The following is an 18876-nucleotide window of genomic DNA, read 5'->3' on the forward strand; positions in this document are numbered from 1 at the left end:
GATGAACATGCCCGTGAAATCCGTAACCACTCACGAGTCACCGCAAGACGTAAAACCCGGCGCCGTGGAGCCCGTCGAAATTGACATTCGCAATGTGTCCCTCTCTTTCGGCGCGACCGAGGTGCTCAAGGGCATCGATCTGAAGATCGAGCCCGGCGAGTTCTTCGCCTTCCTCGGCCCCTCGGGGTCGGGAAAGTCCACGCTCCTTCGCGCCATTGCCGGCTTCGGCCCCACGCCGAAAGGCCAGATCCTGCTCGGTGGACAGGACGTGGTCGGCATGGCGCCCTGGAAGCGCAATGTGGGCATGGTATTCCAGAGCTATGCGCTGTGGCCGCATATGAGCGTTGCGCGCAATGTTGCATTCGGCCTCGATGAACGCCGTGTGCCGAAGGCTGAGACGGAAAGGCGCGTCAAGGCGGCGCTGGAAATGGTCGGCATGAGCCAATATGCCGAACGCTATCCCTCGCAGCTCTCCGGCGGTCAGCAGCAGCGTGTGGCGCTCGCCCGCACCATCGTGGTGGAGCCGCGCGTGCTGCTGCTCGATGAACCGCTCTCCAATCTGGATGCAAATCTGCGCGTGCAGATGCGGCAGGATCTCCTGAAGCTGCAAAGGCGGCTTGGCATCACCACCATCTTCGTGACCCACGATCAGGAGGAAGCCAACACGATCTGTGATCGCATCGCGGTCATGGCCGACGGCGTGGTTCAGCAGGTCGGGCGGCCGGATGATGTTTATGACACACCGGCGAACGCCTTTGTGGCCAGTTTCCTCGGCACGGCCAACGTTCTGGAAGGCAGCGTCAGGAAAGAGGCTGGCGGCAGTGTTTTCGTCCTGCATTCGGGCATTGCCCTGCCATGCGCGGAAAATGCCAGCCCGGGCGCCGGCAAGCTCGTGCTCAGACCTCAGAGCATTTCGTTCGGCGGAAGCAGCGAAAACGGCCTCAAGGGAACGGTTATGTCGGCCGAATTTCTCGGCGGGATGATCCGCTACGCCATCGACGTTGCTGGCCAGACGCTACTTGTCGACGAGGTTCACACAAGGGGTCATGGACGGCGAAAAGCGGGCGAGCAGGTCAGCCTGAAAGTGCGCCATCAGGAAGGAGTTCTGATCGGTGGCTGACGGCATGCTCGCTGCCGGCCCTGGCCATGCCGATGGCGCATCGGAAGAGCTTTCCGCGACTGGCAGGTACCCGCAAATCCTGCTCATTCGCCACGGAGAAACGCAGTGGAACCGGCACCGCCGGCTTCAAGGGCGCATGGACGCGCCCTTGACGCTTAACGGTACGCGGCAGTGTCTTGCCGTTGCTACGGCTGCTGAGGCACATCTTCGTTCCCTGTCCCCCAATCCACGCTTCTGGGTAAGTCCGCTCGGGCGTGCACGGCAGACGGCCTCTATTCTCGCGGATTGCTGGGGCATCGAATTCGAGCGTTTCGTCGAGGCTCCCGAGATCGCCGAGCGTGCTTATGGAGCGTGGGAGGGAAGCACTCTGAACGAGGTGAAGGCAGAGAAGCCGGGAGAGTTCGATGCATACGCCGCCGATCCATGGGGGTATCGGGTGCATGGCGGCGAGAGCAAGGATGAGCTCTTCGCGCGGATCAAAGCCTGGCTTGATCGCCTCGACCAACGGCAGGCGCATGTCGTCGTGACGCATAGCGGCTGCTTCAGGGCTCTCCGCGCCCTCTATACGGACGCATCGCGGGCAGTGATCGATGCCTATCGCGAACCGCAGACCACGGCATTTCTGCTTCAACCGGCCGGTGAAAAGGAGATCGTTCCGACCGCCGCACTTCTCAGAACATGCGGTGTCGAAGGTGCTGGATACTCCGTGGAGATATAGCGCGGTCCAAAGGCATGCCCCAACAGCGGTTCACTTTATCCCGGTTGATGGCGAGGGTCTGGCTGGCGTCCGTCGGGCGCGTGAGCAGTGTCAGTGCGCTTTGGAGATCACCAGTGCGTCCTTTGGTTCCCAGCCGACTATGACCTCCTGGCCGACCGCGAAACTAGGTGCGTCGCGGTCCTGGTATCGCACCAGTATCCTGGCCCCATCCGTTTCCACGGCATAGGCGGTGGATTCGCCCAGGAAGGTTGCCTCGGCAACCGTGCCGGTCAGGCTATTGGCTTTTGAAGCGCTCTCGGTCGAGATGCGAAGCTTTTCGGGGCGCAGAAGCACATGAACGGGTGTGCCGGCAGGCACTCCCTTTGCGTCGGCATCGAGCCACATGCCCGAACGAAGGCGCACTCTGTTCCCGGCCTCTGCAACCTCGCCATCCAGCAGGTTGGAATCGCCGACGAACTTGGCAACGAAGGATGCGGTCGGGTTGCGGTACAGGGTAACCGGATCGGCGACCTGCACGAACCGTCCCCCGCGCATGACGGCAACGCGGTCGGACATCGCCAGCGCCTCGTCCTGATCGTGGGTAACATAGATCACCGTCACGCCAAGCGTACGCTGAATGCGCTTAATTTCGCTTTTCATGTGGTCGCGCAGATTGCGGTCGAGCGCGCCAAGCGGCTCGTCCATAAGCAGAAGCCGCGGTTCGAAAACGATTGCCCGGGCCAGTGCCACGCGCTGCTGCTGTCCCCCCGAAAGCTCGGATGGGTAGCGGGTTTCGTAGCCGACGAGCTGCACGATCTCCATTGCCCGGCGCACCTTCTCGGCGATCAGCTGCGCAGGCGTGTTGCGCACTTCGAGCGGGAAGCCGACATTCTCCGCGATCGTCATGTGCGGAAACAGTGCGTAGTTCTGAAAGACCATGCCAACGTTTCGCTTGAATGCCGGCACATTGGTCATGGAATCGGCGTCGAAAAGAATTTCGCCGCCTGAGGCCATTTCGAAGCCCGCAATAAGGCGCAGCAGTGTCGATTTTCCGCAGCCGGAAGGACCAAGCAGGGTGAAGAATTCGCCCGCCTTGACGCTCAGATCGATGCCGTCCACCGCACTGACGCTTCCGTAGTTCTTCTTCAGGGATTTCAGGGTCAGAGCGGTAGTCATGTCGTAACTCCATCCAGGCTGGTGTCTTCTTGTGCAGTACCGCTTCGTTTTTCGCGCCTGAGCTTGAGCCAGAACCCAAGCATCAGGACCGCAATGACGCCGGTGATGATCATGCTTGAGGCAGCGCTGATAACCGGGTCGATGGCGATGGTGATATCGGCCCAGAATTGCAGCGGCAGCGTGCGCGGCAGACGGCCCAGCAGGAAAAGCGTGACGATGAGTTCGTCGAACGAAACGAGGAAGGCGAGCAGCGCCGAGGTTGTGATTGCCGGCCACAGGAGTGGCAACGTGATCCGGCGCAACACAGTCCGTCGCTTGGCGCCAAGCGATGCAGCGGCAAGCTCAAGGTTGATGTCGAGGCCCCGCATTGCCGTTGTCAGAACGATAATCGCATAGGGCGCGGCCATCACGGTATGGGCTATCACGATACCGGTAAGGGTGCCCATCAGGCCGAGTGCCAGAAAGTGGCCGTAAAACGCGATGGCGAGAATGATGTGGGGCGTCATCAGCGGCCCGATCATGAAAAAGAACAGTGCCCGCTTGGCGACCAGCTTGTAGCGTACGATGAGCATCGCGCCCGCCACACCGGCGATGATCGACAGAATGCTCGTCGCCACGCCGATCAGGACGCTCATCACTACCGCATTCTGCCACACCGAACTCGTCAGGAATTTCTCGTACCACTGAAGCGAGAATCCGGGCGGCGGGAACACGAGGTAGGAGGACGAGCTGAACGAGACCAGGATCACAATCGGCAGAGGTGCGATGAGAAAGATCATCACCAGCACCAGAAATGTGCGCAAGGTCACGTGGCGCCACCGGGCGAAAGGCCTTACGGCGACCTCGAACAGAAGGCGGGGCCACGGAAGGATGCGCTTGCGCAATGCTGCAAGCGCTGCGCTCGCGCGGCGCCTCAGGCCGCTACCGTTTGCGCCACGGCTTTCCGCATCGTCCAGCTTGACCGCCCAGATCGTCTCGAGCGGCGTGATCAGACCGGCCACAAGCAGAAGGAAAATCGTCACGATCAGCAGCGAGGTTGCGAGAACCGCCCCGAACTGTGGATTGAGCAGAATGCTTGTCTGCGTGACGATAAGCTGGGTGATCATCGTGTCCGAGGGCCCACCCAGAAGTGCGGGGGTGATGTAGAAGCCGATCGACAGAATGAAGACCAATACCGCGGCGGCGATGATGCCGGGCACGCTGAGCGGAAAATAGACCCGCGTAAATGCTTTCACCGGGTCGGCGCCCAGCACGGATGCCGCTTGTGTCAGGCGACGGTCGATCTGCACCATCGTGGCAAACATGGTGAAGACCGCGACCGGCATCAGCACGTTCACCATGCCTGCGTAGACGGCGAAGCTGGTATAGAGAAGGCGAAGCGGCTGATCGACGATGCCGAGCCAGTCGAGCACCGTGTTGATCAGCCCCTGGCGCCCGAAAATGATGATCCAGGCATAGGTGCGGATCAGAATTGCCGTGAACAGCGGGATTGCGAGCATCGTCGCGATGAGCGCGACGGTTCCAGGCTTTGCGCGCGACATGACATATGCGACGGGGTATCCGATCACAACGCTGGAAACCATGGTCCAGAAAGCGATCGCGATCGTCCTCAGGAAGACATCGACATATGGTCCGTTTTCGGCGTCCAGCATGCGCTGAAAACCGGAGAAATCGAAATCCGTTCCGCCGATACTCGTCCACAGCACGTCGAAGAGCGGATAAGCGAAGAAGCCGCCGAACAGGACAACAATGAGCAACCACGGCACCGCGCGTGCCACCCTGCCTGCCAGGTACTCGAACCTGGCGTTCGAAGCCCGGTCGGATTGGCCGTCGCCACCCATATGATTAGCCGTCAGCTCGCTCACCAGCGCTTCTCCACCCGTCTTCCTCCTGCCATTCGCGCGGACCATAGGCACGCGTGATCGAGCGGTGCCAATAACAAAACTGGATCGCGGCAGGGACAAATTCGCGATTAGCCAAAATGCAGAGCCACTTCCACAGTGTGTGAAACGGACAGCGGCCTCCGGAAGGCGGTTGTCAAATGGATGCGAATTGAACGGATGCCGGACCGACAGGCGCGGTGCGGAAATGAAGGACCTGCCAATGATGAGTTTAGCGAAGATAGATCGGCCGCGGCTTGAATTCTGTCATATCCCGACGCCGCTGGAGCCGCTCCCGCGCCTCACCAAACATTTGGGCGGGCCGAATATCTTCGTCAAACGCGACGACTGCACCGGATTGGCCGGTGGCGGCAACAAGTCGCGCAAGCTTGAATACATCTTTGCCGACGTTCTGAAGGCGGAAGCCGATGTGATTGTCACGCAGGGCGACGTGCAGTCCAACCATGTGCGTCAGACATCGGCTGCAGCGGCGAGATTCGGCATCGAATGCCACGGTATTCTCGGGCGGCGCGTCGAGGACACAATGCCGGATTTCCAGTTCGAAAAGGAATCCGGCAACGTCTTCCTCGACAATCTCTTCGGCGCGCATCTGCATTATGTCCCGGGCGACACCGACATGGATCTGGCGCTGCAGGAGCATGCCGAGGCGCTGCGCAGGAAAGGCCGAAAGCCTTACATCATTCCCGGCGGAGGCAATACACCGCTGGGCGCGATGGGGTATGTGCGCTGTGCGCACGAACTGCTGGGTCAGGCCCGCGACATCAATCTGGAAATCGACCACTTAGTGCATACGACCGGCGGTACTACGACGCAGGTGGGCCTGCTTGTCGGTCTTCACAGCCTGCAAAGCTCGGTCAATGTCTACGGCGTGAGTTCGAGCAAGCCGAAGGCCGTGCAGGAAGAAAAAATGAAGGGCCTGTGTGCCGACCTGATGGCATTTGCGGGTATCGACGGGGAAATCCCGCCGGAAACGATTGTGGCCGATAGCGATTTCATCGGTCCTGCCTACGGTGTCCCGGCCAAAGAGACGATCGAGGCAATCGAGCTTGTCGCCCGGCTGGAGGGCATCCTCCTCGACCCCGTCTATACGGGCAAGAGCATGGCCGGCCTCATCGCGCTGATCCGCAGAGGACACTTCAAGGCAGGTGAGAACGTCGTCTACCTGCACACGGGCGGCACACCGGCGCTTTTCGCATACACGCAGAGCTTCGATTTCAATCGCTAACGTCCGCGTTGGCGCACCATGAACCAACCAAGGGAGGTATTTTTGATGACAAGTCGACTGACGTCAGGACCAGCGAGGCGCTATTTGTGTGCCGCAGCTGCGATCGCGATAAGTGCGGGAATGGCTTCCGCTCCGGCACTGGCTGAGGCCCCTTCGCTCAAGGGAGAGGGCGAGATCGTGTTCCCCACGCTTGGAGGAAGCTGGGAAGACGCGCTCAAGAGAGCATTCTTCGAACCCTTCACCGCCGAAACAGGCATCGAAGTCGTGATCGTTCCGGAGGACCATGCGAAGCTGATGGCTTCGACGAAGGCAGGCCAGCCGTATGCCGATCTGACCTCGCTTTCCGGCGGTATGCTTGAGGCGTGGGTGCGCGACGGCATCCTCGGCGAAATCGACTACAAATATTTCGATCCCGAAGTCATCGAGAACATCCCGGAAGTCTGGCGCAGGGACCACGGCGTGGGTCGCGTCGTCTACTCCATGGTCATGGCGTGGAACACGGATGCATACAAAACCGCCCCTGCTAACTGGGCTGAATTCTTCGATCAGTCGAAGTTCTCTGGTCCCCGCGGTTTTGCCGCCTGCGACAAGATCGTCGACGGTGCGGATCTTGAGATCGCGCTCATGGCTGACGGTGTTCCATTCGACGAGATCTACCCGATCGACATGGACCGCGCGTTTGCCAAGCTGGAAAGCCTGAAAAAGGACGTCAGCAAATGGTGGACGTCCGGTAGCCAGCAGGCTCAGGGTCTCGTAGCCGGCGAATTCGATGCGACGACGGCCTACAATGGCCGCATCTACCGCGCCATCAAGGACGGTGCTCCGGTCAATTTCACCTGGAACCAGTCGGTCCAGATGTACGACTACATGGTCGTCATGAAGGACTCACCCAACTACGACAATGTGATGAAGTTCATGGCGTTCTTCTCGCGTCCGGACCGCCAGGCGGAGTACGCGCGCATCCAGACAGGTGGCCCCACCAACGCCAAGACATTCGAATATGTCGATGCCGAGCTGGCCAAGTGGCTGCCGGGCAATCCCGAGCACAAGGACAAGGTTCTGGTTCAGGATTACTCCTGGTGGGCACAGGCGGACGAGCAGGGGCGGACCAACTGGGAACGCGCCGTGGAACGCTGCACCAAGCTGCTCTCCAACTAGCCTCGGCAATTGAAGGCAGGCGGTTGCCCAAGGCCGCCTGCCTCTTTTCCTCTCCCCACGATTTCAAGCAGACAAACGCCGTGAATCTCGTTTCCGAAGCAGCCGCAGCCACCGATAGTGTTCAATGCGTGGTGCGCAAAGGCAGCCTGCAGTTCCCCCATCCGGCATTGTCCGGACACAACTGGCCGGTGCTTGAGGTCATCGCGCCACTGCCAGGGCCACGCGTCTGTGTGATGGCCGGTATGCACGTCAACGAAGTCTGCGGAATCGAGGCCGCCTTCCGCCTCGCCGATGCGCTGCCGGGGCTGCTGACCCATGGCCAAGTTTCGATCGTTCCGTTCGTGAACATGCCGGCACTGAGCGCGCGCACCGAGTACTACTGCCCGGTCGACGGCAAGAACATCAACTGGCAGTTTCCCGGTGACCTGCAAGGCAGCTTCAGCGAGCAACTCGCCGATGCGCTGCTCAACCACTGGGTGGGTGACGCGGATCTTCTGATTGACCTCCATGGCGGCGACCTTCGCGAGGACATCGCGTCATTCGTGATGTTTCAGGAAACGGCGGACGAAGCGCTAAACGCCAGAAACCGCAGTTTGGCGGAGTGTTTCGACGTTGCCTACATGGAACCGCTGCGTCCGAAACTTATGGAGGCGGGCGGCCGCGCCTGCACCGGAAGGGGTCGGCTGGGCAAGCCGGCGGTGATGAGCGAGGCGGGTGCCAATGGTCTCCTCGACGAGGACTGTGTGGCTATTCACTACGACGGCGTACTAAGGATTCTGAATGCGCTGGAAATGACCGGCGCGGCTCCAGCTCCGAAAAAACGGCAGCTGGTCGAAGTGCGCGATCGCGCCGGTGTGGAAGCCCCTGCGAGCGGCTTCCTGAGAACCAGGGTCGAGATTGGCGAGCACGTGGAGAAGGGACAGATCGTGGCCGATATCCGCGACCGCCATGGTTGCGTCGTGCAAATGATCGAGGCGCCGATCTCCGGCATTACGCTGTTCAAGATCAGCCACCCGCTGGTCAATCGCGGAGAGCGGATCATGAGCTTCGTGCACAGTGTAACAGGGGCCTAGCAAGCCCGGCGTCAGCCGGGCTTGATTGTCGCGAGTTCCGCGCAGAACCGCTCTATCTCGTCGTGATCATTGTAGTAATGCACCGAAGCGCGGATTATCGCCTCGAGGCCCCGGCCAACCATATCCAACCGTGTGCTCTTTGTGCGCGAAACCCACGCATTGATGTTCCGGGCGGACATGTGGGCTCGGATGTCGTCTGCCGGCACGCCGTCTAGCGTAAAGGTGACGATGCCGCATTTTCGTGCGCCGATATCGTGAAGGCGAACGCCGGGAATGGCAGCGAGCGCCTGCCGAAAATCGGTCGCAAGCTGCTCCACGCGGGTCGAGATTTCTGACATGCCCAGAGATAAGGCGTAGTCCAACGCCGCGCCGAGGCCTGCTTTTGCGGCAAGGTTGTTTTCAAAAGTCTCGAAGCGCGAAGCACCGCTCAACAGGGCATAGCCGTTGTCCGAGACCCAATGCGCGCCGTGATCGTCCAATATGGCAGGGAGGAACTTTTCGATCGCGGACGGGCGCGCATAGAGAAAGCCGGTTCCGCGCGGTGCCCGGAGCCATTTCCGGCCGGTCGTGGAAAGAAAATCGCACTGAATTTCCTCGACATCGATTTCGAGCTGCCCGACCGACTGGCATGCATCGAGCAGGTAGGGCACCTGCGCCTGTGTTGCTATCTTGCCAATCTCCACTGCCGGATTCACCAGCCCGCCGTTTGTGGGGACATGGGTGACTGCGATGAGTTTGGTGCGCTCATCGACCATCTGCCCGAGTTTTTCCGTATCCAGTTCGCCGGTTTGCGTGTTCGGCACCACATCGATTCCGACCGAATGGGTCTGGGCGATCTGAAGAAAGGCTATGTAGTTGCTCGCATATTCCGCGTTCGCCGTAAGGATGCGGTCTCCTGGCCGCATGGTCTGCGCAATCGCGTAGAATGCGTGTTGCCATGCGCGCGTCGCGTTTTCCACGATGGCGATGTCCTCCGGCGCGCAATTGACCAGTTCGGCGGCGGCGTGTTTCGGCCTGAGGAGCGCGTCCGAGTTCTTGGCCGCAGCTTCGTAGCCGCCGAGCATGATCTCATCGCGCTGATAGGCTTCGACCGCTTCGATCACCGGCCTGGCCATCAGCGCGGCGCCGGCGTTGTTGAAGTGAATGACATTTCTGCAACCGGGCGTTTCTGCACGAATGCTGCGAATTTTCTCACGATCCATTGTGATCGTTTCCTCCGTCCAAAAAGCGGAGTGTTAGCTGTCGCGCGATGGATGCGAAGCCCCGCGTTACTGTCAGTCGAGATAAGAAATCTATATCGCGGTGGCGACCGAGATATCGATCTCACCGATATCGGTGAACATCGGGTTGGCCGCACAACTGCGCGGGATGAGCCGTTCCAGACGACGCGCCACCTCCCGCGTGCTTTTGTCGAGCGGACCTGACGTCGCCCAGCCCAGATAAAGCGTCCGCGACATGCCCATATTCACGAGCCGACACGGTTTGATGAGCTTCGACTGCACCTCGCGGTATATCGCCAGCGGCTCGAGGATGGCGTAACGTCCGCCGCGAATAACCAGATCCTTGATTGCCGGCAGCGAGTCCAGCTCGATCGCGATCGGCAGTGAGATGTCATGTTTCGATGCCGCGGCATCGAGCAGTTTGCGAACCTTGTTCCGGCGTGTGCTTGAAACAAGCGGAAATTTCATCAGTGTTTCGAAATCCGAAATTGTCTCGGGCAGTTTGTCGTCGTTGAAGGCGCCTGCCAGCACCAAGGTTTGTTCGATGAGGGGCTGGACTTCGTAAACCGACGTGGACGCGGACGGATAAAACACTGCGAGATCTACCTCGCCTGACACCAGCCATTCTTCGATATGCGAGGAGAATCCCTCCGCAATGTTGATCGTGACCCCGGGCAATTCTGCGGCCAGCATGTCGACGATCTCCTGGCCAAAGGCGAGACATGCCGAAGGAATCATGCCTACCGATACGTGGCCCTGAACCACATGCTGGGTCTTGAGGACATTGGCTTTCGCCTGCTCAACGCGTGCCAGAATGTCAATTGCGTCGTGGTAGAGGGACTTACCTGCGTCCGTCGGCACAACGCCGCCCGCATGCCTGATAAATAGCTGCACGCCGAGCTCGTCTTCCAAATTTCTTATCTGATAGCTGAGCGCCGGCTGGGCTACGCGCAATTGTAGAGCGGCGCGCCCAAAACTCTGCTGCTTGGTGATTTCAACGAGATAACGAAGCTGCCTGAGTTTCATGATGGTGCTCCACAGGGTGACCATAATCGCACCCGGGCGGATCGTCCATCTTACCTTCCATGCAGGATTGGCTGTCTTCGGAAGGTGGCACCTCTAGGCGGCTTTCGGGCCGATTTCCGTCGAGATTGACCCGAGTCCGTCAATGGCAACCATACAGACATCGCCGATTTCAAGCGGGCCCACACCTTCCGGTGTCCCGGTCATGATCATGTCTCCGGGTTGCAGCGCGATCGATCTGGACAGAATCGAGATGATGTCTGGAACCGGCCAGATCATGTCGGACAGGTCGGCTTTCTGTTTCTGTTTGCCATTGACGGTGAGCTCGATGACACCACGGGAGATATGCCCGACGCGTTCGAATGGGTGCACTGGGCCGATTACGGCCGAATTGTCGAACGCCTTGCCGAAGTCCCAGGGACGGCCCTTCTCGCGCGCGGCGAGCTGAAGGTCGCGACGTGTCAGATCGTTGCCGATCGCATATCCCCAGACATAAGAGAGTGCATCGACGCTAGGGATTTCGCGGCCGCCAAGCCCGATCGCCACCACGAGTTCCGCCTCGTAATGGAGATTCTGTGTTAGCGGCGGGTAGGGGACGCGATGATCGCCCTGCACGACTGCGTCAGCCGGCTTGCTGAAAAAAAACGGTGCCTCTCGTTCCGGGTCCTGGCCCATTTCGCGCGCATGCGCGGCATAGTTCCTTCCGACACAGAAGATGCGCCTTACGGGAAATCTGTCGTTGCTGTCGACCACAGCTATGGTCGGTGTGGCGGGAGCGGCAAATACCAGGTTCATTCCAGTTCCTTTCGTCTGCAAGTCGGCATTCGCTTGTGGTCCTACTTCCGGTTCAGGCAGATTCGGTCGGCCTGGCGCAGTGCAAGCGCTTGAGCGGTTGCGGTCGGATTCATCGTGCTGGAGGTCACAAACACGCTGGCATCAGCGATGAATAGATTCTCCACTTGGTGACAGCGTCCCCATTCGTCAGTCACCGAGGTTTGCGGATCACACCCCATTACCGCAGTTCCCATAACATGAAACCCCGCCTGTTCCTTGAGCGGCGTCCGGAAAGTCGACACGGCACCCACATCGCTAAAGAGTGCCGCGACTCGATCCATCGTCTTGTCCAGGATTGCCCGTGAGTTCTCCGAAACGTCATAGACCATGCGCGGTACTGGCCTGCCGGCAGAATCGGTGATCCGGTCTGACAAGGTGATACGATTGCGTTGCTCTGGCAGATCCTCGGCGCAAATGCTGAAGCCGACTATGTGGTTGGCTGCATTCTCCTGCGTCAGTGAAGCCGAGGCGGCGAGTGTCTCGACTGCCAAGCGCGATGAGGGCTGGGCGGAAAACTGAAGTCGTGAGCCCCTGACATGCTCTCCGGCGCTTTGGCTACTTCTGAACTGAAGCGAAATAATACCGCCGTTCTGCCCAGGTCCCGGACGGGCAAATGGCGCGGCGAACACCGCATCTACCCAGGCGTATGGATGCAGCATCAGCCGGCGGCCAACGAGTCCGGTCCCGTTTGCAAGCCCGTTAGGAAACCTGCCCGAGCTTGAGAGCAGCAGAAGATGCGGGGTGTGCAGGCCGTTTGCAGCCAGAATGTATTTCTGCGCCCTGATGGCGAAGCGGCCGCCGTCGCACTCCGCAACGGCCGCAGTGATGCGACCGTCCTCACCGTGCTCAAGCGCGACGATCCGGGTCCCGGTGAGCAACCTTGCGCCTCTGCTCATCGCTGCGGGCAGGTAGTTTCTGTCGGCACCGGAGGCGCGCCTGGTCGCGCAGCCGATATTGCACGGCCCCTCATGCACGCAGTGTTTTGTCGGCCTGCCAGCGACGATATCGGTTGGCCAGGCATGCCAGTTTTTGGACTTCAGAGCGCCGGCGATCCATGTGGTCGCCTCGCATGTCGATGGATACCGCTGCGCGGATGGCATTCGTGCGGGAATTGTCGGGTCGCCCGCAACATAGGCAACTCCAGTCATCGCTTCATTGAGGCTGTAATACGGCATTAGGTCCGCATAACGAAGCGGCCAGTTCTCGGCGACGCTGTCTGTATCGTGGACCGTGAAATCGTCCGGCCGAAACCTCGGTGCGTGTGCGGCCCAGTACAGCGAGCTGCCGCCGACATTGTTGCCGAACGCGGGCTTAATCGCACTGTCCTCATCGTCGATTGCAATGTCAGCGGGCCCTGACCTGACATTGGGGTTTGTATGCAGTTTGTCGTGCATCAGTTCAGAATAGCGCGGAGAATCCGGCGGCGGGCAATCGGTTGGAAACCATTCGCCCTGCTCGACGCAGGTAACGCCAATGCCGTGTGTTGCGAGACGCCAGGCGGCGGCCGCGCCGACTGGGCCCGCGCCGATGACCAACGCCTCCGTTTCCATCGTCGCCTCCCTCAAATTGGCAATTGCCAAGCCAATATATGTATGATTGTATAACAAGATGAAGTTTAGGCAAGAGATCGAAACGTGACGCAATCCATCACCAATCTGGCTATCATGGGCATGGGTCGCTGGGGCGCGCAGTTGGTGGAAGCCGTTCAGGGCAAGAGCCAAACGGTCCAGTTTACCAACGTTGTGTCACGTAATGCCGAGCGGGTTCGCGCAGATGCCGATCGTCTTTCGCTCAAAGTATCCGCGGATCTGGATGCCGTGCTCTTTGATAGCGAGATAGACGGTGTCGTTCTCGCTACCCCGCATTCCACGCATGAGGAGCAGATCATCGCATGCGCGCGGGCCGGAAAGCCGGTCTTTGTGGAAAAGCCGTTTACCTTGACCAGGGCCTCGGCCGAGCGTGCGCTTGCCGAGGCGTCGCCTGATCTTGTGGTTGCCGTGGGCCACAACCGCCGGTTTCTTCCGTCGGCGGTGGACCTCAAAGGAATGCTCGACGAGGGTCGGCTGGGGCGTATCCTGTACGTCGAGACTAATTTCTCAGGCAATGTCGCTTCCGCGTATGAGGACGATCATTGGCGTGTGCGCGGCGGTGAAAGCCCGGCGGGTGGTTTAGCCGGTGCGGGCATCCATATGATTGACCTCATCATCCACCTCTGTGCGCCGGTCCGGTCCGTCTATGCGGAATCGTGGCGCCAAGCTCTCGACATTCAGATGGACGACACTACCTGGGCCACATTTAAGCTCGAGGACGGAGCGGGCGCGTCCCTTACGACACTGATGGCTACTGCGCCGACGTTTCGCCTGCAGGTTTTCGGCACCAACGGCACCGCTGAGCTCAGGGGCGAGAGCTGTCTTGCGCTGACTGATCAGTCCGGCAAACGTGAGGTACGCGATTACGATCCGGTCGATACCAGGCGCACGCAACTGGAGGCGTTTGGAGCTGCGATCCGGGGTGAGTCTAGCGCTACCATATCCCGTGACGACATACTGAACGGCGTGGCGGCGTTCGAAGCCGTAGGCCTCTCGGTCGAACGTGGCGAGCGGGTCGACATCTGATGAACGCGCCGGCGTTTCCTTATGGGCATTCGCTCAAGCCGATGTTCCACCTTCGCAGCGACATGATCTATCTCAACCACGGCGCCTATGGTGCGACGCTGCGCGATGTTCTGGACTATCAGCGCGGCTGGGTCGAGCGGATGGAAGCTCAGCCAGCACGGTTCTTCATGAAGGACCTGCCCGGTTTGATTCGGCAGGCGGTGGAGGTGTTGGCGCCGGAAGTCGGAGCCGACCCGGTAAAGACTGTCATGGTGGAAAACGCCACCAGCGGCGTCAACGCAATACTGCGCTCATTGAACTTCCAACCGGGCGACCGAATCGTCACAACTGATCACGTCTACAACGCGGTTCGCAACATTCTCCGATATGTGGTGGACCGCGTCGGCGCGGAGTTTGTGGAAGTCCCGGTTGCGATGCCTTTGGCCGATCCGGGTTCGATGGTCGAGCGTATTCTTCGCGAGTGCAATTCGCGCACGAGGCTCGTGGTTGTCGACCACATTGCCTCACCATCGGGTATTGTTTTCCCTGTCGATGAAATAGTTCGTCTGTGCCAATCGAAAGGTATTCAGGTCCTCGTTGATGGCTCCCATGCGCCCGGCATGATCGAGCCCGATATCGGCAGGGTTGGTGCCGACTGGTATGTCGGCAATTGTCATAAGTGGATGGGCGCGCCGAAGGGAGCGGCGTTCATCGCTGTCGGGCCGGCCAACGAGACTGAAATCCACCCTTCGATCATATCCCACGCCTACGGAAAGGGTCTGGTCGATGAATTTGCGAAGATCGGCACGCGTGACGCTTCCGCCTGGCTAAGCGTGCCATTTGCCATAGAGGCTCATGGCCGGTTGGGCGGGCGGGCCATGCGTGCGCGCAACAGGCAATTGGCCATCGCCGGCGGCCGCGCCGTAGCTGGCGAACTGGGAACTGAAATGGGTGCGCCAGAGAGCTGTTTCGGTGCCATGACGACGGTTCGCATTCCGGCAGGGATCAAGGCCGATCACGAAGCTGCGGCAAAGCTGCGCGAAGCACTATGGTCGGACCATCGGATCGACGCGATCGTGGCCCCCATTTCGGGCGCACTTTGGGTGCGTCTGTGTGCCTACGCCTACAATCAGGACTCTGATTTCTCGTCTGTTGCAGGCGCCATTCGTGATGCGGTCAAGACCGCAGGCTGGCGGGAGCGCTCGTAATGGTCGGCTTCCTGCTTAATCGCCTGCTTCAGATTACTATCGTCATGTTCATTGTGATCGCAATCGCGTTTTCGATGTTCACCTATCTCGGTGATCCGCTGGTGGCGATCCTCGGCGCGGATTCGACGCCTGCGCAGCGCGCGGCTTTGCGTGCCGAGTTGGGCCTGGATCGTCCAATAATAGTTCAGTTCGCGTCTTACGTCGGCAACATTCTGAGCGGTGATTTCGGCATAAGCTACCGATTGGGCAGGCCGGTGGGCGCGGTGCTGGCGGAGCGTTTCCCCGCCACTTTCGAATTGGCCGTGTCCGGCATGCTTATTGCCGTCGTGGTCGGCATACCCGCCGGCGTCTACGCGGCGATCTACAAGAACCGCCTGTCGAGCCGCATCATAATGGGTGCGTCGCTGTTTGGCATCTCGCTTCCGTCCTTCTTTATGGGTGTTTTGCTGATCTGGGTATTCAGCGTGAACCTCATGTGGCTGCCGTCTTACGGGCGCGGCACTACGGTCGACATTGCCGGCTGGAAGACCGGATTGCTCACACTGGACGGATTGCGGGCATTGCTTATGCCGGCGCTTACGATCGCCGTCTTTCAGATCGCAATGATCATGCGCCTCGTCAGGGCGGAAATGCTGGAAGTCATGAGGTCGGACTACATCCGCTTCGCGCGCGCGCGGGGCTTGTCGGAGCGATCCGTGAACTTCCGTCACGCGCTGCGCAATACACTCATTCCGGTCGTGACCGTTGTCGGCGTTCAGCTCGGATCTGTCATTGCGTTTGCCGTGATCACCGAAGCCGTCTTTCAGTGGCCTGGGCTCGGCCTTCTGTTCCTGCAATCGGTCGCAGCGGCCGACGTTTCGATGATGGCTGCATATCTTATTGTTATCGCAGCGCTTTTTGTCTTCATAAACCTGATCGTCGACCTTCTGTATTTCGCAATCGATCCGCGCATCAGCATTTCTTCCGGGAAGGGGTGACGACATGTCTGAAGCTGACAACGCCTCTCCGAACCCGAACAAACCGAGCTCTGGTGTGTGGGCGCAACTCCGGGCATCGGTCTACAAAAACGACCTGCTTTACGAGTTTTCCCGAAGCCCGTCGGCAATCGTCGCATCGCTTCTTATGCTGCTGTTCGCGCTTGCTGCTGCTTTTCCCGACGTTGTCGCGCCTTATCCGGTTTTCGACCTCGCGGCGCTACGTCTGGAAGACGCGTTCCTTCCACCGGCTTGGCTGTCGGGCGGTGATCTCCGGTATCCCCTTGGAACGGACGATCAGGGGCGCGACATGATTTCGGCGATCATCTACGGACTCCGTATCTCGCTTTTCGTCGGATTGGGAGGCGTTGCTCTTGCCATTTGCATTGGCGTCAGCGTCGGCCTGATCGCGGGATATGTCGGAGGAATTACCGACTCCATTCTCATGCGGGTCGCGGACATCCAGCTTACCTTCCCGGCAATTTTGATCGCGGTCATGATCGATGGAATTTCGCGTGCTGCCTTTGGTGCCAGCGCGCATGAGGAGATTGCCGCTTTCGTCCTTATCGTCGCAATCGGACTCTCCGGCTGGGTACAGTACGCGCGAGCCGTCCGCGGCGCCACGATGGTCGAGCGCAGGCAGGACTACGTCGCAGCGGCACGGCTCATCGGCGTCCGGACGAGCACTATCCTCTTCAGCCACATCATGCCGAATGTGATGACTTCGGTGCTGGTCATCGGGACGATTCACCTGGCGATCGCTGTCATCCTGGAGGCAACGCTCTCCTTTGTCGGGCTTGGCATCCCCCCGACGGAACCGTCTCTGGGCACGCTCATCCGTATCGGTAACAGCTACCTGCTTTCGGGCGAATGGTGGATCGCGATCATGCCCGGCGCCGCACTGCTGATCCTCGTTCTGTCTATCAATCTGCTCGGTGATTTCCTGCGCGATGCGCTGAATCCGAGGCTGAAATGAAGCTCGGCGACAACTTCGAGCTGAGCAATAGCAAGATGTCGGCCAACGGCACTTTCCGCAACTAGGAGGAATTCAAATGAAACTGAATGCGAAGAACAGCATAACCGCTATGGCTGCAGCGGCCATGATCGCGGGTGCGAGTGTCGCCGCATCTGCCGAGACCCTGCGCATTGCAGCTCAGGCCGATGCCGGCACCATGGATCCACAGGCGCAGAATATCTCGACCACGATATCGGTCGTTTCCATGGTCTATGACGCGCTCATCACGCGCGACCGCGAACTGAAGAAAGTTCCGGCGCTCGCCGAGAGCTGGGAGAATCTGAGCCCTACCGAATGGCGTTTCAAGCTGCGTGAAGGCGTTACCTTCCACAATGGTTCGGCATTTGGCGCGGACGACGTGGCGTTCTCGATTAAACGCTCCCAGCAGCCGACGTCGCAGTTTTCGAACTTCGTGTCTACCATCGAAGACGTACGTGTCGTCGACGACCATACTGTCGAGGTCGTCACCAAAGCACCCGATCCGCTCCTTCTCGACAAGCTCGCCTACATTTTCATCATGGATCGGGACTGGGCCGAAGAGCACAATGTTCAGGAGCCGCAGAACCTGCGTGATGCGCAGGAAACCTATTCGGTTCTGAACGCGAATGGGACAGGCCCGTACAAGCTTCAGAGCCGCGAACCGGATAGCAAGACCGTCTTCATTCGGCACGCCGACTACTGGGGCGAAATGGCCGGAGATATCGACGAGATCGTCTTCACGCCGATCTCCAGCGATCCGACCCGTATCGCGGCACTGGTATCGAACGAAATCGACCTCGTGATCGATGTGCCGAGCCAGGATGTCGGACGGCTCGAGGCGAACCCGGACATCAAAATCGAGAAGACCGACGAGTTCCGCACAATCTTCTTCGGCTTTGATCAAAGCAGTGAGGCTTTGAGACATGGGGACGCCGGCGGCAAGAACCCCTTCAAGGATATCCGTGTACGCCAGGCGATAGATCATGCCATCAATGCCGAGGCTATTGCAAAGACCGTGATGCGCGGTCTGGCGACACCTACCGGTCAGATTCTTGCGCCGGGTAATGCCGGTTACGATGCCGCGCTCGACGTACGTGCGGGGTATGATCCGGAAAATGCTAAGGCACTGCTCGCCGAGGCCGGCTACCCGGATGGCTTCGCAATCCGTCTTGATTGTCCCAACAACCGCTACATCAACGACGAACAAATCTGCAAAGCCGTAACCTCCATGCTTACCCAAATCGGGTTGGACGTGAGCCTCAATCTCATGCCTCGGGCCAAGTATTTCCCGATGCTTTGGGAGCGCGACACGTCGATGTTTCTGATGGGCTTCAACTCCCCATATTTCGACGGGATGTATGCGCTGGAAACGCTGCTTGCGACGCGCAACGACGACAGCGGCCAGGGCATCTACAACTACGCCCTGTACTCCAACAGCCAGCTCGATGAAGCGATCCAAGCAGCTGCGGTGGAGATGGACCCAGAGGCACGCAACCAGCAGATGGCGGCGATGTACAAAATGATCAAGGACGACATGGCCTACGTCCCGGTCCATCACCAGGTCCTGGTCTACGCTATGCAGACCAGCGTGGAAGCGCCCGTGCGGCCGGACAACTGGCTTGAGATCCGCTGGGTCAAGAAAGACTGAGCAAGAAGACTAACTGGGATGCGAGAGGATC

General features: G+C 59.6%; 16 protein-coding genes. 10 read left to right on the forward strand and 6 right to left on the reverse strand.

Features of this window, described 5'->3' with window-relative positions:
• Position 1: 1 nt before the first annotated feature.
• Together EP165_RS10560 and EP165_RS10565 are read left to right on the forward strand one after the other, a co-directional pair.
• Positions 2 to 1120 (forward strand): ABC transporter ATP-binding protein, encoded by a 1119-nt coding sequence (locus EP165_RS10560; RefSeq protein WP_127522188.1) that lies wholly within the window; start codon positions 2 to 4, stop codon positions 1118 to 1120.
• Complete coding sequence (locus EP165_RS10565) at positions 1113 to 1838, forward strand: histidine phosphatase family protein (RefSeq protein ID WP_245440098.1); 726 nt, start codon at positions 1113 to 1115, stop codon at positions 1836 to 1838. Before EP165_RS10560 ends, EP165_RS10565 begins: the two co-directional genes overlap by 8 nt.
• A 90-nt stretch (positions 1839 to 1928) precedes the next feature.
• Here EP165_RS10565 and EP165_RS10570 read toward each other — a convergent pair whose 3' ends face one another.
• Positions 1929 to 2993 carry an ABC transporter ATP-binding protein gene (locus EP165_RS10570; protein WP_127522190.1) on the reverse strand — a complete coding sequence of 355 codons (1065 nt, stop codon included), beginning with the start codon at positions 2991 to 2993 and terminating at the stop codon, positions 1929 to 1931.
• Positions 2990 to 4858: an ABC transporter permease subunit gene (locus EP165_RS10575; RefSeq protein WP_164743002.1), complete on the reverse strand. Its 1869-nt coding sequence runs from the start codon at positions 4856 to 4858 to the stop codon at positions 2990 to 2992. Before EP165_RS10575 ends, EP165_RS10570 begins: the two co-directional genes overlap by 4 nt.
• Before the next feature lie 238 nt (positions 4859 to 5096).
• On the opposite strand from EP165_RS10575, the gene cuyA reads away from it, so the two are divergent.
• The 3 genes from cuyA to EP165_RS10590 all read left to right on the forward strand — a co-directional run bounded on the left by cuyA (position 5097) and on the right by EP165_RS10590 (position 8350).
• Positions 5097 to 6119 (forward strand): D-cysteate sulfo-lyase, encoded by a 1023-nt coding sequence (cuyA, locus tag EP165_RS10580; RefSeq protein WP_245440099.1) that lies wholly within the window; start codon positions 5097 to 5099, stop codon positions 6117 to 6119.
• A gap of 120 nt (positions 6120 to 6239) precedes the next feature.
• Positions 6240 to 7277 carry an ABC transporter substrate-binding protein gene (locus EP165_RS10585; RefSeq protein WP_164743003.1) on the forward strand — a complete coding sequence of 346 codons (1038 nt, stop codon included), beginning with the start codon at positions 6240 to 6242 and terminating at the stop codon, positions 7275 to 7277.
• A gap of 23 nt (positions 7278 to 7300) precedes the next feature.
• Entirely contained in the window at positions 7301 to 8350 is a 1050-nt protein-coding gene (locus EP165_RS10590; RefSeq protein WP_127522196.1) for a succinylglutamate desuccinylase/aspartoacylase family protein, read from the forward strand.
• Positions 8351 to 8361: 11 nt separating this feature from the next.
• Here EP165_RS10590 and EP165_RS10595 read toward each other — a convergent pair whose 3' ends face one another.
• The 4 genes from EP165_RS10595 to EP165_RS10610 all read right to left on the reverse strand — a co-directional run bounded on the left by EP165_RS10595 (position 8362) and on the right by EP165_RS10610 (position 13070).
• The gene (locus EP165_RS10595) at positions 8362 to 9552 is read right to left on the reverse strand and encodes an aminotransferase class V-fold PLP-dependent enzyme (RefSeq protein ID WP_127522198.1); all 1191 of its coding nucleotides are present in this window, start codon (positions 9550 to 9552) and stop codon (positions 8362 to 8364) included.
• A 90-nt stretch (positions 9553 to 9642) separates the two neighbouring features.
• Positions 9643 to 10596: a LysR family transcriptional regulator gene (locus EP165_RS10600; protein WP_164743004.1), complete on the reverse strand. Its 954-nt coding sequence runs from the start codon at positions 10594 to 10596 to the stop codon at positions 9643 to 9645.
• Positions 10597 to 10689: 93 nt separating this feature from the next.
• Positions 10690 to 11388: a fumarylacetoacetate hydrolase family protein gene (locus EP165_RS10605; protein ID WP_127522202.1), complete on the reverse strand. Its 699-nt coding sequence runs from the start codon at positions 11386 to 11388 to the stop codon at positions 10690 to 10692.
• Positions 11389 to 11429: 41 nt separating this feature from the next.
• Complete coding sequence (locus EP165_RS10610) at positions 11430 to 13070, reverse strand: GMC oxidoreductase (RefSeq protein WP_127522204.1); 1641 nt, start codon at positions 13068 to 13070, stop codon at positions 11430 to 11432.
• Between EP165_RS10610 and EP165_RS10615 the strand changes: the two genes are divergently transcribed.
• The 5 genes from EP165_RS10615 to EP165_RS10635 all read left to right on the forward strand — a co-directional run bounded on the left by EP165_RS10615 (position 13062) and on the right by EP165_RS10635 (position 18845).
• On the forward strand, positions 13062 to 14042 hold the full coding sequence (locus tag EP165_RS10615; protein WP_127522206.1) for a Gfo/Idh/MocA family protein: 981 nt from the start codon (positions 13062 to 13064) through the stop codon (positions 14040 to 14042). The genes EP165_RS10610 and EP165_RS10615 overlap by 9 nt on opposite strands.
• Positions 14042 to 15229 carry an aminotransferase class V-fold PLP-dependent enzyme gene (locus tag EP165_RS10620; protein ID WP_127522208.1) on the forward strand — a complete coding sequence of 396 codons (1188 nt, stop codon included), beginning with the start codon at positions 14042 to 14044 and terminating at the stop codon, positions 15227 to 15229. Before EP165_RS10615 ends, EP165_RS10620 begins: the two co-directional genes overlap by 1 nt.
• The gene (locus tag EP165_RS10625) at positions 15229 to 16206 is read left to right on the forward strand and encodes an ABC transporter permease (RefSeq protein WP_127522210.1); all 978 of its coding nucleotides are present in this window, start codon (positions 15229 to 15231) and stop codon (positions 16204 to 16206) included. The genes EP165_RS10620 and EP165_RS10625 overlap by 1 nt, the downstream gene beginning before the upstream one ends.
• 4 nt (positions 16207 to 16210) lie before the next feature.
• The gene (locus EP165_RS10630) at positions 16211 to 17179 is read left to right on the forward strand and encodes an ABC transporter permease (RefSeq protein ID WP_127522212.1); all 969 of its coding nucleotides are present in this window, start codon (positions 16211 to 16213) and stop codon (positions 17177 to 17179) included.
• A 76-nt stretch (positions 17180 to 17255) separates the two neighbouring features.
• On the forward strand, positions 17256 to 18845 hold the full coding sequence (locus EP165_RS10635; protein ID WP_127522214.1) for an ABC transporter substrate-binding protein: 1590 nt from the start codon (positions 17256 to 17258) through the stop codon (positions 18843 to 18845).
• Positions 18846 to 18876 lie beyond the last annotated feature (31 nt).

The sequence above is a fragment of the Mesorhizobium sp. Z1-4 genome, assembly GCF_004000235.1.
GTDB lineage: Bacteria > Pseudomonadota > Alphaproteobacteria > Rhizobiales > Rhizobiaceae > RCIO01.

Excerpts from the sequence above, each read along its gene's own strand:
- EP165_RS10560 (WP_127522188.1), top strand. The coding sequence starts at position 2 with ATGAACATGCCCGTGAAATCCGTAACCACTCACGAGTCACCGCAAGAC.
- EP165_RS10570 (WP_127522190.1), bottom strand. The coding sequence starts at position 2,993 with ATGACTACCGCTCTGACCCTGAAATCCCTGAAGAAGAACTACGGAAGC.
- cuyA (WP_245440099.1), top strand. The coding sequence starts at position 5,097 with ATGATGAGTTTAGCGAAGATAGATCGGCCGCGGCTTGAATTCTGTCAT.
- EP165_RS10585 (WP_164743003.1), top strand. The coding sequence starts at position 6,240 with ATGGCTTCCGCTCCGGCACTGGCTGAGGCCCCTTCGCTCAAGGGAGAG.
- EP165_RS10595 (WP_127522198.1), bottom strand. The coding sequence starts at position 9,552 with ATGGATCGTGAGAAAATTCGCAGCATTCGTGCAGAAACGCCCGGTTGC.
- EP165_RS10600 (WP_164743004.1), bottom strand. The coding sequence starts at position 10,596 with ATGAAACTCAGGCAGCTTCGTTATCTCGTTGAAATCACCAAGCAGCAG.
- EP165_RS10605 (WP_127522202.1), bottom strand. The coding sequence starts at position 11,388 with ATGAACCTGGTATTTGCCGCTCCCGCCACACCGACCATAGCTGTGGTC.
- EP165_RS10620 (WP_127522208.1), top strand. The coding sequence starts at position 14,042 with ATGAACGCGCCGGCGTTTCCTTATGGGCATTCGCTCAAGCCGATGTTC.
- EP165_RS10625 (WP_127522210.1), top strand. The coding sequence starts at position 15,229 with ATGGTCGGCTTCCTGCTTAATCGCCTGCTTCAGATTACTATCGTCATG.
- EP165_RS10630 (WP_127522212.1), top strand. The coding sequence starts at position 16,211 with ATGTCTGAAGCTGACAACGCCTCTCCGAACCCGAACAAACCGAGCTCT.
- EP165_RS10635 (WP_127522214.1), top strand. The coding sequence starts at position 17,256 with ATGAAACTGAATGCGAAGAACAGCATAACCGCTATGGCTGCAGCGGCC.